Genomic DNA, 12,683 nt, shown 5'->3' with positions numbered 1-12,683 from the left:
ATCAGTATAAGGAGAACGCAGGATGGCAAAAATCCTGATAACCGGAAACAGGGGGTTTCTGGGAACACGGTTTCAACGATATCACGGCAGGGATCATCAGATAGAAGGCGTGGGCCGGGCCGATCTGGACATTCTGGACAGCGACGCGGTGAAGCGGAAGATCGCCGCCTGTGGTCCCGAGATAATCATTCACGGCGCTGCCGTGACGGCCACAGCCTTCTGCGAGGAAAACCCCGACGAAGCCCGGCAGATAAATGTCACGGGAGCGCTCAACGTAGCTGCAGCGGCCCGCGACGCGGGAGCCCGCATGGTCTTTCTGAGCACCGAACAGGTCTTTAACGGTAACGACGAGCCTGGCCCCTACAGCGAAGACCACCAGGCCGTGCCCAACACCGTCTATGGCAAGACAAAGCTGGAGGCAGAAGAGCAGCTGCGGGAAACCTGCGACAATCTTTTGATCCTGCGCCTGACCTGGCTCTTTGGACTCCCCGAGTTTCGGGAACCGGTGAACTCCAACGTGGTCTGGGATGCCATCAGAATTGCCGTATCGGGAAAACGAACAAAAGTAGCAGTTCACGAATACCGGGGTGTCACCTGGGTCTACGACCTGCTGGACCGGTTCCCGGCGCTTCTGGAGATGCCCTCCGGTACGTACCATGTGGGGAGCGAGAACGATCTGAACCGTTACGATCTCTTTCGCCATGTCTTTCGGGAGCTGGGGATCTCCCACCGGGTTGAGGAGCTTCTGGTTCCTGACCATAAACTTTATCGGGAACGCCCCCGGGATATCCGTCTGGACACAGAAAAGATCACAGCCCGGGGAATCCGCTTTCCTGTCAGCACCGAGGCAATATCGCAGTGCCTGGGGGCTTTCATGACCACCGGGATGGGCTCGTCCCGGTAGCATCCGCGTCAGGCCCTCAGGCCTGACACACCGTGAGGGTCAGGGAGTGCTCCTGGAGGCGCTCCCGGAACTCCCCGGGGATGTGCGAATCAGTGATCAGGTGGTCCACCTGGTCCAGAGCACAAATCCGGGAGAGCGCCACGGCACCAAACTTGCTGGAGTCCGTGAGGATGCACACCAGGGGGCTCTTGCGGGCGGCCGTGGCGGCAACCTCGCTCCGCATCATATCGGTGCAGGTAAAACCCGTCTCAAAGGTGAACCCGTCCACCCCGATAAAGCATTTGGTAAAGTTCAGAGCCTCCAGCCCCAGGCGCGCCACGGACCCCACCAGGGATTCGCTGTCGTGCTGGTAGAGCCCTCCCAGGGTGATCACCTCGACGGAGGAGTTCTTGAGGGTTCGGGCGATAAAGAGGTTGTTGGTCACCACGGTGATATTTCTGCGCTCCTTGAGCTGGCGCGCCAGGAGGGCGTTCACCGACCCCGACTCGATGAAAATCGTCTCTCCCTCCTGGATGAGATCCAGGGCGCTCTCGGCGATCGCCTGCTTGCGATCGTAGTTGATGCCGATCCTCGATGATATCTCGTCGGCGCTTTGCAACACGGCCCCCCCGTGGACGCGTTGCAACAGCCCTTGCCGCTGCAGCGTGTCCAGATCCTGGCGGATCGTTACCCCGCTCACCTCAAAACGGGTGGAGAGGTCGGTCACGGAAATCTCCCGGTTGCGGGAAAGAAGCCGGAGAATGTCCTTCTGTCGGTCGTTCATGGGTGCTCCTTCAGGGAGATGCCTTCGAGGGGAAGCGATGCCGCGCCCACCACGGCAGCATCGGCGCCAAGCAGGGCCAGACGAATCTCGGGAGGCGCGGTGGTCATGCCCCGGAGATGTTTTGCAAATTGGGCTCGCACCCGGTCAAGGTAGACAGGCCCCCAGGCGGTAAGCCCGCCTCCCAGGACGATCAGCCCCGGGTCCAGGATCTGGAAGAGATTATTCAGACCAATGGCAAGATAATCGGCGTAGCGCTGGACCAGGCGGCAACAGAGGGGATCACCCACGGCAAGCCCCCGGGCTACGACCTCTCCCGTGATCTGTTGATCCTGGAGATCATCGGTGATCACCTCCGAGGGAAGAGCCTCCTCTTCCTGAAGTTCCCGGGCTGTCCGGCCAAGGCAAAGCCCCGCTGCATGAGCCATGAGGCACCCCTGACGGCCACACCCGCAGCGGATGATCCCTGCGGGCTCCACAATGGTGTGACCCAGCTCGCCGGCTGTGCCGGTTACACCCCGGTAGAGCGATCCCCCCAGGACAAGCCCCGCACCAATGCCGGTACTCACCGTTACAAAGGCCATATGAGGAAAGCCCTGGCCCGCGCCGAAACGGTACTCGGCATAGGCCTGGGCGTTGGCATCGTTGTCAAGGGAGACAGCCACGCCCAGAGCATCTTCCAGGGCCTGGCCCAGAGGGAAACCGGCAAACCCGGGGAGATTTGAGTTCATGATGATACGCCGGTTTCGGTAATCCACGTGGCCCGAGGTGCCCACGCCGATCCCCGAGAGCGACGAGAGGGGGATATTCTGATCGGCCAGAAGTTCCCGCACCTGCCGGGCGATACCCTCAACCACCATTTGGGGCGACTGGCCCCGGTGATCACGGATAAACCGTTTGGCACGCACGGTGCCATCATCGGAAACGAGCGCCGTAACTATCTTTGTTCCGCCCAGGTCAACTCCGCAGAGAAGCTGTCCCAATTCATCAGGATGTATCATTGGTTCCTGCCGGATATTTTGTTTGACAGCTGGTCAGGCTGAACATAGACTGTAACAGTATTTCAGGGTGAAGTCAAAAAACTTTACCACTGATTCAAACGACCCCTGATCTCTGAGCCTGTTTCCGGAGCTCCTGACATCAGGGTTCACAAGGAGGTTCCATGCGAAAGTTTGTTTTGTTGGCACTGATTGTATTAATGGCGGCCCCGGGGGCGTTTCTTTTTGCCCGGGGAGGGCAAGAGGTCGAGCCGGTTGATTCCGTAGAGGTGCTCCACTGGTGGACCTCGGGCGGTGAGGCAGCAGCCCTGGGTGTCCTGAAAGACAACCTCGAAGCCCAGGGAATCGAGTGGATCGATTCTCCCATCGCCGGAGGCGGCGGAACCCAGGCAATGACCGTTCTCCGCTCCCGGGCAACCGCCGGTGATCCCCCCGCAGCGGTCCAGATGCTGGGAATGGACATTATCGACTGGGCCGAGTTGGGCCTTCTGGCAAACATGAACGACATCGCCACAGCCGAAGGCTGGGACGAGGTTGTCCCCGATGCGATCAAGGGATTTTCCAAGTACGATGGAAACTGGATCGCCGCTCCGGTGAACGTCCACTCCACCAACTGGGTCTGGGCAAACCGGTCCATCATGGACGAGCTGGGCCTGGACATCCCCACCACCTGGGATGACTACATTGCAGCCATGGACGCAGCAGAAGCTGCAGGATACGTCGGCCTTGCTCACGGCGGTCAGGCCTGGCAGGACGGAACGGTCTTCGAGGCAGTTCTGGCATCCACGGGAGGCCCCGAGTTCTACAAGCGGGCCATGATCGATCTGGACGAAGGCGCACTGCGCTCCGACACGATCCTGAAAACCTTTCAGCGCATGGAGCAGCTGGCAGGATACCTGGATCCCAACTTCAGCGGCCGCGACTGGAACCTGGCCAGCGCCATGGTAATTGAGGGACAGGCCCTCTTCCAGATGATGGGTGACTGGGCCAAGGGTGAGTTCATCAACGCCGGAATGGAGCCCGGAGTAGATTTCGAGGGATTTCGTACCCCCGGAACCCAGGGAACGGTTCTCTTCAACTCCGATCAGTTTGTGATGTTCCAGGTAGCACCCCAGTACCGCAACGCCCAGAACCTTACGGCCAGTGCGGTCATGGATCCCGAGTTCCAGATCGCCTTCAACACCGTGAAAGGCTCCGTTCCGGCCCGGACCGACGTCCCTGACACCCAGTTCGAAAGCATTGGCCAGGCGGCGATGCGCGAGCTCCAGGAGGCAAACGCAGCAGGAACGCTCCACGGTTCGGTGGCCCACCGCCACGGAAACCCCGTACAGGTTATGGAAGCGATGCTTGACGTGATCACGGCCCACTTCAACGGCCAGGTCTCCAGTCAGGCAGCAGCTCGGGCCTTTGCAGACGCCGTAGCCCAGGCGCGGTAAGCACGGGCGGTTTTTCAACGTATACACCGGGAGAAGATCTCCGGGGCCGTGCCCCGGGGCTTCTCCCATTTAAGGAACACGAGCACCATGAAAACTCGTCTGCGATTATCCAGCGACGATGTAATGGCCCGGGTTGTATTGTTCCCGGCGATCATCATCACCCTTATCTTTGTATATGGTTTTATCCTCTTTACCGTCTATCTTTCCTTCACGGGGTCCCGAATTCTTCCCATTCACAGCTGGGTGGGGTTCGAGAACTACCGGCGCCTTTTTCGGCTGGATCACTGGTACGTGGCCCTGCGGAACATGGGCATCTTCTTTGTCCTCTATATTGGTATCAGCACCATCGTGGGGTTGTTCCTGGCGATCCTGATAGACCTCCATCGTTTTGGAGAGCGGGTTTTCAGGCCAATCTTTTTGTACCCCATGGCGATCTCTTTTATTGTTACCGGAACAGCCTGGAAATGGTTCCTGGACCCGGGGATCGGCCTTCAGCACATCATGCGCATGTGGGGGCTCACGGGGTTCACCTTTGACTGGATCAAAAACAGCGAGATGGCGATCTATACTGTGGTGATAGCTGCGGTGTGGCAAGTCAGTGGCTTTGTGATGGTGATCTTTCTCTCGGGACTCCGGGCAATAGATCACGGAACGGTGGAATCGGCCGTGGTAGACGGCGCGGGATTTTTTAATCTCTATACCAAGGTGATCATCCCCCAACTGGCGGGATCCTTTCTCTCGGTCTTTGTCATTCTGGGGCACATGGCGATCAAATCCTACGATCTGGTGATCGCCCTGACCGGAGGCGGACCGGGACGCGCCACGGCGTTGCCCTCGACCTTCATGTATTCCTACACCTTTCAGCGGAATCAGATGGGTATCGGTGCTGCCTCGGCGGTGATCATGCTTCTGGGAATCGCCGTGATCATCGTTCCCTATATCCGGTCCCAGGTGAAGGAGCTCTAGTATGACCATTGGCGGAACGGTACGAATGACGCGCTTCGGAAAAGGCCTCATTGTAGCGCTGATGGTGCTCTTTGCGATCTATTTTCTGGTTCCTCTCTATGTAATGCTGGTAAACTCGGTGAAACCCCTGAGCGAGATCCGGGCCGGCAACATGATGGCCCTTCCCCAGAGTTTCTCTCTGGAGTTTTGGGGCAAGGCCTGGGCCACGGCGCAGATAGGGGTTCAGGCCACGGGGTTGCGGCCCTACTTCATGAACTCCGTGGTGATGGTAATCCCCTCGGTGATGTTCTCCACGGTGATCGGTGCGCTGGCGGGGTTTGTCTTGTCCCAGTGGCCGGTAAAGCACAGCAAGCTCCTCTTCGGGCTGATCCTCTTCGGGGCGTTCATCCCTTTCCAGACGGTGCTTATTCCCATGGCACGAATCCTGGGGATGCTGCGGTTGTCGGGCACAACCCGGGGACTCATTCTGGTTCACACCGTCTACGGGGTAGCCTTTACCACCCTCTTTTTTCGCAACAGCTACGCCGGGATTCCCCACGAACTGGTCCAGTCCGCCCAGGTGGACGGGGCTCATTTCATGCGGATCGTTCTGAGCATCATTCTGCCCAACTCGGTGGCCGTTTTCATGGTCTCCGTGATCTGGCAGACCACAAATATCTGGAACGATTTCCTCTTTGGGGCCTCCTTTGGCGGTTCCCGAGGCCAGCCCATGCAGGTGGCCCTGAACAACCTGGTGAGCTCCTCCACGGGGGTTCTTGAGTATAACGTGCACTTTGCCGGAGCTGTCATGGCAGCACTGCCCACGCTGGTAATTTACCTTGTTTCGGGTCGGTATTTTGTGCGGGGTCTCATGTCGGGGTCCGTCAAGGGATAACCACCCAGGGCTCCACCCGCAGTCCCTCCCCGGGGAGAATCCTCTCCCCGGGCAATCTTTCCTGTACAGCAGATCTGCGATGTAATAGTATTAATTCGGTAGTCGGGAATTCCCATTCCCGGTATTGTGTCTCTATGGTACGGCCGGGCCAACTGCCTGTGCAGGGCCTGGGGAGGATAACCTGCGATTTCCCGGAGCGATCACTCCGGAAGATCGCTCCGGAAGAATGGGGGCAGAGATGAGAAGAATCAGGAAAACCGTGGGCATTGCGTTCTTTTGTGTAACCCTTGTGGCACCCCTGGCGCAGGCCTTTGATTTCGGACCTCGACCGTTCTTTCACCTGATCGATGAGGAAGGAGGCAGGAGCATATCGGGAATGTATACCTACCAATACGTTACCGTTAATGCCCATACCTTCGACAGAATGCGCCTCGATGCTGGCGGTCTCGGCACTGCCTGGGTCGAGACAACCGATCTGGAAACCCACTTCGAGCCGCACCATCAGCTGAACCTCACGGTTGATCTCTTCCCCGGTGCCAACGTTGCATTCAGCTACGTGACCAACCAGTTCAACCAGGACCAGGACGACTCGCTCTCCTACGATGAACTGAAGGCCGACCTCCATCTGGGCCCCTGGTACCTCGGATACCGGCGGGTGAGTCAGGAAACGCGGACCTACTACAAGCTGCGCGCTCCAGCAGCTACAAAGAGGACCAGCGAAGAACTTGAATATGATACCAGGCTCGATATCGTCAAATTTGGCATTCTATCGACAGAAGGGATGAGGGCGGGGCGCCAGAACCAGAGGCTCATGGAGCTCTATGGAGGAATCACCTACATCGGCCTGGACACTGCCCTGCCTGCCTTCAAGGAAGGGGGAGAGGGGAGCCTCGTGGCAGAGTCCTTTAAAAGCCGTTCCCTGGGCCTGACCGCCAACGTTTCCTTTACCTCGATACTTGTCGAAGCGCAGCCGGGAGACAATTTCCTTCCCTACTTAACCTTTGGCTACTCCTGGACATTTTTCGGGATAACCAGAATGAACGATGAATGGGTATCGGGCATGAGCCTGGGCTACCGCATCGTTGAGGGAGAAGGCGTTCTTGACACCTCCTTCGAGGCAGGTCTTGGAGCCTTCCTGATGAACAGAGCCCGCTTCGACATGAACCTCTTTTTTAACGGAGTAGCGGTCAGGAGCGAAAATTACGAGCAGATTCTGGGCAAAGGCGGATTGGCCTTTTCGCTTGAGATCCAGATCTAGCCAGGTGTTCCCGGCGGGGTGTGCCCTGTCGGGAACAGGGGTGGGCGTCTTGCCCCAGGGCGCTCCCTTAGGTGCGCTCCCTTAGTTGCGTGGCAATACGGAGAGACACATCGTAGAAGTGAGCCCCTTCATCTACCAGATCGGGAGCGTTCTCGAGCGAGTCAGTGAGTGTCATGACGTAGGCAACCATCGCGTAGATGGACCCCACATCAAAGGTGCTGTTTCGTGTTACAAGAAACAGCACAAGAACGACAGCACCCAGCGAAAAGACATCGGCTATCGACCATGCGCCGGTTTCCACGTCTTTGAAGCGTATGTTTAATCGCGTAATAGCCCGAAAGTAGTCGCGAATGCGCGCTGGTGCTGGTTGTGAAATCACCTTGACGTGAGACTCCCGAAGGGTGTTTATCCGCTCATTGAGATCAACCGCCCGGATACTGAACCACCATTGCAGCAGGGCAATAATCACTATCAACGCCGCAGCAACGGCTCCAACCCGGAGATCGTAGAGAAAGAGCATCACAGCTGAGCCAAATATCCCGACGATGCCACTGATCAGCAGGGGCACCTCATCGGCGAGGGCATCGCAGATCTTTTCCACCATGATCACACGAGCAGCAATCTCGCTGGTAGTATCCGGTGTGTTCTGTTCTCCAAGAATGAGCTTGCCTGCAATGGTGCGGTAGATTTTTGCAAAGAGGCGGGATGCGGTAATCTGGTAGAGGGCGCTGAACGCGGCCTGAAGCAGCCAGACTGCCGTTAGGGGCGCGATACTTATAATTCCCCGGCCGTCCAAAAACCCGTTGATCGCCAAGCCGATTGTGAAGGGATACAGGAGGCCCAAGACGAACTCGGTCACGGATAATGTGTAGGTAAAGGCGAGGCGAAACCGATACGGGTGAAAGAGAACCCTGGTCGCAGCGGACATCGTTAAACTCCTATGCTATGATACAGTGTACAAACAATTTTATTGTACGCTGTACAATAATGTCAACTGAAAGATAGAACTGGAAGACACAACTGGAGAGTATATGCCGCGTTCCAAAGGCCGGACCCCCCTTTCCCATGATCGCATTCTGGGTGAAACGGTAGCGTTGATTGATCGTGAGGGGTTTGAAGGGTTCAGCATGCGCCGTCTTGCTGCAGCGCTGGGCGTGCAGCCCATGGCGATCTATCATTATTTCCCCGACAAACAGGCCCTCCTGCATGGGGCGATTCATATTGTCCTTGGCGAATGTGAGACCGCCGGCGTGGCCGACGGCCTGAAGGCCGTGGAGAGGATCTGTCGTTCCCTGCGTGAGGTTTCAAAACGGCACCCCGCGCTCTTCCTTGCGGCCATGAATCAGGAGGTGATGTGCCGCAGTGAGCTTGCCATTGCAGAGGGGATTCTGAGCGCCCTCGTTGCCGGCGGTATCGATGAGAAACGGGCGCCACGGCTATACAACACGCTTATTACCTATGTTACCGGCTTCTGCTGCGACGAGATTACGGGTCAGCTCTTTATGTGTGACCAGGAGGCAGAAGATTTCATGAACAGCGAAGATGCCGGGGCCTTCCCGATGGTCTCCCGTTTTCTCCCGACCCTTTCCGGTGCGAATCCTGACGGGGAGTTTGATTTCGGACTATCTCTTCTGATGCAGAGTATTCAGCACATGGGGTGAGAAAACTTCCTGATGGCCGGCATGGAAGCTTGTTCAGAAGATAGTCGTACTGCCACCGTGCATTTTCCTGAGCAAGACATACTATCCGCCCATTCAAGCCCCCGACCCGGTGCTGAGCCCCAGCATACAGTTTCCCCCAAAAACACCCCCCAATTGATGCAGCAGCATCAAAAAGGCGGTAGTGATACGTGGGGGAACAATGGAAATACTGCATAAGCCGCACGATGGCTTTTTCCGAACCTTTTTCGGGCGCACAAGGGAGCTTGGCGAACTCCTGCAGCAGATCCTGCCGGCAGAACTCTTCCGCCAGCTCGATCCCGGAAGTCTGAAGGTAGAGCCGGACAGCTATCTGGACGAGAAAGGCCGCGAATATTTCTCTGACATCGCTGGCTCGGCCACCATCGCCGGCCAGAAGCACAAAATCTACATCCTGGTCGAACACAAATCCTGGCCGAACAAATGGGTGCATCTGCAAATGTACCACTACATCTACCGCATCTGGAAACAGGAGCTAAAGGAGCAGAAAAGCAGCGTCCTCTGCCCGGTGCTGCCGATCCTCTTTTATCACGGTCCCACACGCAGGATTGATCCCTCGCTCCGCTCGCTGTTTCCGCCCAGCCTGAGCGCGGAAATTAGGGGCCGGCAGCCGGAGCTGGATTTGATTATCTACAATTTGAGTTTGCCCGAAACCATTCCCGGCTCCTGTTCAGCCACCGTCGCGGCCGCCCTCTACAGCCTGAAGTACGCTCGTGACAACCTGACAGCCTTGTTGCGCGTTCTTAACCGCCTGGCCCGCGAGGGCGGAACCGCATTTCTGTTGAGTCCGGACTTCAAACAGATCCAGACCTACATATTTTCCGCCAGCAGCTTGACAGAACAGGAAATCCACCAGCAAATTTATACCGAGGTAACCAACCCGGTACTCCAGGAGGAATTCATGAGCACGGCACAATTAATCATGCAGCGCGGCCGCCAGGAAGGTATGCGGGAAAAGGCTCGTGAAGATGCACGCCGAATGCTGGACAAGGGCTTCTCCATCCAGGACATAGTCGACATCACCGGGCTGTCCGAGCAGGAAATCAAGGATCTGCAGGAACCGCATAACCAGACCCAAATCCACGCCTAAGCAGGTAAGGCGCGATTTTGAGGGCAACACCCCGGCGCTGACAGAGCGGGGAAAACAGGATTGACCACGTAGAACCAAAAAAAAGCCCTCCTGTATAGTTGCAGTTGAAGAAAAACCAGCAACAAGGAGGGCACCACAAGGTGGCTAACGTGAGTGTGTACCAACAGATTCAGGATTGCAAGAGGCTTACGGGAAACAAGAGGAAGATTCAGTAACTTTTTGTTGACCAGTGCAGCGTTCTCAGATATGACAAACACCGTTGGGCCTTGCCCGGGGCATAGTCCGAAAGTTCTGGAACATGAGCGAACAGGAATACCAGGCATACTGCCGGCGCGCATCAATACGGCGCCACCGTTTTGACGCGTTATGTTCAGGCTCTCAAGGTTACCGGTGCAGTGGAGCTCAAGAAGCAGAAACCGTTGCGCCGTCCACAAGAGGAATCGGAACCCGGGGATCAGTGTCAGCTCGACTTTGGGCAATGCAGAATTACCCGGGGGGACGAAAGGCCTACATCAATGCCACCATCGGGCACGGGAATATATACCGGGGCAAAATCGACATCCGACGATACTGCAGCGGAAACCACCAGCTGTCCCTGATTGTCTACAACATAGGAACCGAACCGCACATTTGACAACAAGGATTCTATCTCATCCCAAGTTAACTGCCTGCCAGTTCGAGCAATCATACAACCGACCCAGGACGACGCGGAGTTCAACCGCCTGACCGAATACCGGTCGATCTCGAACAATCGGTGTTGTGCGATCATGACAATCGCAGCCGCTATATCCACACCGGCTGCATCCGCCCCACCACCCGTGTTTCGGATGGAGTTCGATAGGGATCTTTCGATTCTGGTCCGGTCTGTCCTGTGGCGCAGTTCCTTCTGCACTGACGCCTGCGGTCAGGCAAGCGAGCGTATTCGCATCCTGACCCTGATGAGGGGAGGGGGGCGTCCCGGCAGCCGAAACCGGCTGCCGTCGGGCCATGCGGGGGTTCCGTCGGGGCCTGCAGGCCCCGACTGCCTGCGGCACCCCTTCTGTCCCTGACGCGTGTGTGCTGGCCCCAGGGGAAGGGTTAATCCTCCCTGGCCAGCAGGGCCTGCAGCTCGGCCAGGGGGAAGTCTACAATAGGGGCGATCTCTTCCAGGGTCATGCCTATTGCCAGCAGCCTGCGGGCAACCAGAAGCGCCTCCTTCTGGCGGCCCTTCCGGAGACCTTCCTGGATGCCTGCCTGCATCCCTTCTTGAAGCCCCTCCTGGTGTCCCTCCATCTTTAACAGCTGGGCCGTACTCATAATATCCTCCCGGAGAACCTGATCGGTCACCTCGGATTGTATTTTCTCCCGCAACTCCTCCCGGGTCAAGCCTGCGGCGTAGAGCAGATAGAGCAGAACCTGACGGAACCGGGGGCCCGCCGATCCGGTCATCGGGGAGGGCCGTGAGATTATAACAGAAACATACATCACTACAGAATGAGCTATCTCAGACGGCCGATCCGGCTGTATAGTCACCGGCGGGCGACACACCACTTTTGATCCCTCGCAGTTTGAGTACAAACCACACCCTGGGAGCCGCAAACAGAATTTGATATATCTGTGCTGCAGGTGGAAATTATGGTAAAATAAAAATATAGAAAGAACAAAATGAATTCTATTACCGAACAATGGATCGCGCAATGTGTGCGCGAAGGAACCTACTATTTCACTTCTCATGCTGATGAAGAGAGAATGAATGATGCGCTCACTATCCTGGAAGTGGAACAGGCTATAGAGAATGCAAGGATTATTGAGTATTATGAAGACAGTGGTCGAGGTGAAAGTTGCCTTGTGGTAGGTTTTACCGCGAAGGGGCTGCCGGTGCATGCAGTGTGCGGAAGCAGGCAAAACGTATTAGTTCTTGTTACTATCTATGTGCCTGGGCCACCAAAGTTCGTTACGCCGTTTCAACGAGGTGAAAAATGAAAGATAAATGCCAGTTTTGTGGTCAGTCTGAGTTTACCCAAAAAAGTGTGCAATATATTTACCGCAGGGACGGACATTTTTTTGTAGTCAATAATGTGCCGTGTGAGGAATGTAACTCTTGTGGTGAACGCTATTATGCCGCTAAAAATCTAAAAAGGATCGAGGCTGAATTTGAAGCCCTGGAACGCGGTGAAAAGACAGCCCGGCAGGAAGTGACTGTCCCGGTGGAAGAATTTGCTGAATTTGCCTTGTAGCAGAATCGAAAATTGATCCACCACAGGAGCTTGCAATTACCGGTGGTTATAAAGTGACTGACAGACATCGCAGTCGTCATATAAAAAATTCAATTATTTTCACCCATCCCTTGAATTCAGCTTTCTAATAAATGTCACAGAAACATACATCACTACAGAATGAGCTATCTCACACGGCCGATCCGGCTTCACAGCTGCCGGCAGATGATCATGAATTCGAGCTGCTGCAGGTGCTGAGCAGACAGGCTGAGGGGAAACCCCGGCAGCGGGATCTGCCGTACCCTCGGGCCTGCAGGCCCCGACTGCCTTCGGCACCCCTCCTGTCCCTGACGCGTGTGTGCTGGTCCCAGGGGAAGGGTTAATCCTCCCTGGCTAGCAGGGCCTGCAGCTCGGCCAGGGGGAAGTCTACAATCGGGGCGATCTCTTCCAGGGTCATGCCTGTTGCCAGCAGCCTGCGGGCAACCAGAAGCGCCTCCTTCTGGCG

13 protein-coding genes are annotated in these 12,683 nt (G+C 56.5%); 9 read left to right on the top strand and 4 right to left on the bottom strand.

All coding sequences use genetic code 11. The features are described 5' to 3' along the window. Nucleotides 1-22: 22 nt before the first annotated feature. A complete protein-coding gene (locus BW950_RS03875; protein WP_076487986.1) occupies nt 23-904 on the top strand; it encodes an SDR family oxidoreductase in 882 nt (293 codons plus the stop codon). A gap of 16 nt (nt 905-920) precedes the next feature. Here BW950_RS03875 and BW950_RS03870 read toward each other — a convergent pair whose 3' ends face one another. After that, nucleotides 921-1,667, bottom strand: a complete 747-nt coding sequence (locus tag BW950_RS03870; protein ID WP_076487985.1) for a DeoR/GlpR family DNA-binding transcription regulator — start codon at nt 1,665-1,667, stop codon at nt 921-923. Further along, entirely contained in the window at nt 1,664-2,665 is a 1,002-nt protein-coding gene (locus tag BW950_RS03865) for an ROK family protein (RefSeq protein ID WP_076487984.1), read from the bottom strand. Before BW950_RS03865 ends, BW950_RS03870 begins: the two co-directional genes overlap by 4 nt. 161 nt (nt 2,666-2,826) lie before the next feature. Here BW950_RS03865 and BW950_RS03860 point away from each other — a divergent pair, with 161 nt between their 5' ends. The 4 genes from BW950_RS03860 to BW950_RS03845 all read left to right on the top strand — a co-directional run bounded on the left by BW950_RS03860 (nt 2,827) and on the right by BW950_RS03845 (nt 7,196). Next, nucleotides 2,827-4,098, top strand: coding sequence for an ABC transporter substrate-binding protein (locus BW950_RS03860; protein ID WP_076487983.1), 1,272 nt, complete (start codon nt 2,827-2,829; stop codon nt 4,096-4,098). Nucleotides 4,099-4,185: 87 nt separating this feature from the next. Then, the gene (locus tag BW950_RS03855) at nt 4,186-5,064 is read left to right on the top strand and encodes a carbohydrate ABC transporter permease (protein ID WP_076487982.1); all 879 of its coding nucleotides are present in this window, start codon (nt 4,186-4,188) and stop codon (nt 5,062-5,064) included. A gap of 1 nt (nt 5,065) precedes the next feature. Next, nucleotides 5,066-5,938, top strand: a complete 873-nt coding sequence (locus BW950_RS03850; RefSeq protein WP_076487981.1) for a carbohydrate ABC transporter permease — start codon at nt 5,066-5,068, stop codon at nt 5,936-5,938. A 238-nt stretch (nt 5,939-6,176) separates the two neighbouring features. Next, a complete protein-coding gene (locus tag BW950_RS03845; RefSeq protein WP_143559113.1) occupies nt 6,177-7,196 on the top strand; it encodes a hypothetical protein in 1,020 nt (339 codons plus the stop codon). Between the two features lie 67 nt (nt 7,197-7,263). On the opposite strand, the gene BW950_RS03840 is transcribed toward BW950_RS03845, so the two are convergent. Beyond that, the gene (locus BW950_RS03840; RefSeq protein WP_076487979.1) at nt 7,264-8,124 is read right to left on the bottom strand and encodes an ABC transporter six-transmembrane domain-containing protein; all 861 of its coding nucleotides are present in this window, start codon (nt 8,122-8,124) and stop codon (nt 7,264-7,266) included. 103 nt (nt 8,125-8,227) lie between these two features. Here BW950_RS03840 and BW950_RS03835 point away from each other — a divergent pair, with 103 nt between their 5' ends. Both BW950_RS03835 and BW950_RS03830 read left to right on the top strand, forming a co-directional pair. Continuing rightward, nucleotides 8,228-8,857, top strand: coding sequence for a TetR/AcrR family transcriptional regulator (locus BW950_RS03835; RefSeq protein ID WP_076487978.1), 630 nt, complete (start codon nt 8,228-8,230; stop codon nt 8,855-8,857). 199 nt (nt 8,858-9,056) lie between these two features. Continuing rightward, on the top strand, nt 9,057-9,983 hold the full coding sequence (locus BW950_RS03830) for an Rpn family recombination-promoting nuclease/putative transposase (protein WP_076487977.1): 927 nt from the start codon (nt 9,057-9,059) through the stop codon (nt 9,981-9,983). Between the two features lie 1,077 nt (nt 9,984-11,060). Here the strand turns inward: BW950_RS03830 and BW950_RS14735 are convergent. After that, nucleotides 11,061-11,411, bottom strand: a complete 351-nt coding sequence (locus BW950_RS14735) for an RpnC/YadD family protein (protein WP_159438712.1) — start codon at nt 11,409-11,411, stop codon at nt 11,061-11,063. A 216-nt stretch (nt 11,412-11,627) separates the two neighbouring features. Here BW950_RS14735 and BW950_RS03820 point away from each other — a divergent pair, with 216 nt between their 5' ends. Both BW950_RS03820 and BW950_RS03815 read left to right on the top strand, forming a co-directional pair. Next, nucleotides 11,628-11,945 carry a DUF4258 domain-containing protein gene (locus BW950_RS03820; protein ID WP_076487976.1) on the top strand — a complete coding sequence of 106 codons (318 nt, stop codon included), beginning with the start codon at nt 11,628-11,630 and terminating at the stop codon, nt 11,943-11,945. Further along, nucleotides 11,942-12,199: a type II toxin-antitoxin system MqsA family antitoxin gene (locus tag BW950_RS03815; RefSeq protein ID WP_076487975.1), complete on the top strand. Its 258-nt coding sequence runs from the start codon at nt 11,942-11,944 to the stop codon at nt 12,197-12,199. Before BW950_RS03820 ends, BW950_RS03815 begins: the two co-directional genes overlap by 4 nt. The last annotated feature ends 484 nt before the right edge of the window (nt 12,200-12,683 follow it).

Source organism: Alkalispirochaeta americana, assembly GCF_900156105.1.
In the GTDB taxonomy this organism is placed as follows: Bacteria; Spirochaetota; Spirochaetia; order DSM-27196; family Alkalispirochaetaceae; genus Alkalispirochaeta; species Alkalispirochaeta americana.
Note: the sequence above shows the minus strand (reverse complement) of the source record. Positions and strands in the feature narration are given on the sequence as shown.

Bases quoted from the DNA above. Each gene is read 5' to 3' on its own strand.
- BW950_RS03875 (WP_076487986.1), top strand. From the start codon at position 23: ATGGCAAAAATCCTGATAACCGGAAACAGGGGGTTTCTGGGAACACGG.
- BW950_RS03870 (WP_076487985.1), bottom strand. From the start codon at position 1,667: ATGAACGACCGACAGAAGGACATTCTCCGGCTTCTTTCCCGCAACCGG.
- BW950_RS03865 (WP_076487984.1), bottom strand. From the start codon at position 2,665: ATGATACATCCTGATGAATTGGGACAGCTTCTCTGCGGAGTTGACCTG.
- BW950_RS03860 (WP_076487983.1), top strand. From the start codon at position 2,827: ATGCGAAAGTTTGTTTTGTTGGCACTGATTGTATTAATGGCGGCCCCG.
- BW950_RS03855 (WP_076487982.1), top strand. From the start codon at position 4,186: ATGAAAACTCGTCTGCGATTATCCAGCGACGATGTAATGGCCCGGGTT.
- BW950_RS03850 (WP_076487981.1), top strand. From the start codon at position 5,066: ATGACCATTGGCGGAACGGTACGAATGACGCGCTTCGGAAAAGGCCTC.
- BW950_RS03845 (WP_143559113.1), top strand. From the start codon at position 6,177: ATGAGAAGAATCAGGAAAACCGTGGGCATTGCGTTCTTTTGTGTAACC.
- BW950_RS03840 (WP_076487979.1), bottom strand. From the start codon at position 8,124: ATGTCCGCTGCGACCAGGGTTCTCTTTCACCCGTATCGGTTTCGCCTC.
- BW950_RS03835 (WP_076487978.1), top strand. From the start codon at position 8,228: ATGCCGCGTTCCAAAGGCCGGACCCCCCTTTCCCATGATCGCATTCTG.
- BW950_RS03830 (WP_076487977.1), top strand. From the start codon at position 9,057: ATGGAAATACTGCATAAGCCGCACGATGGCTTTTTCCGAACCTTTTTC.
- BW950_RS14735 (WP_159438712.1), bottom strand. From the start codon at position 11,411: ATGACCGGATCGGCGGGCCCCCGGTTCCGTCAGGTTCTGCTCTATCTG.
- BW950_RS03820 (WP_076487976.1), top strand. From the start codon at position 11,628: ATGAATTCTATTACCGAACAATGGATCGCGCAATGTGTGCGCGAAGGA.
- BW950_RS03815 (WP_076487975.1), top strand. From the start codon at position 11,942: ATGAAAGATAAATGCCAGTTTTGTGGTCAGTCTGAGTTTACCCAAAAA.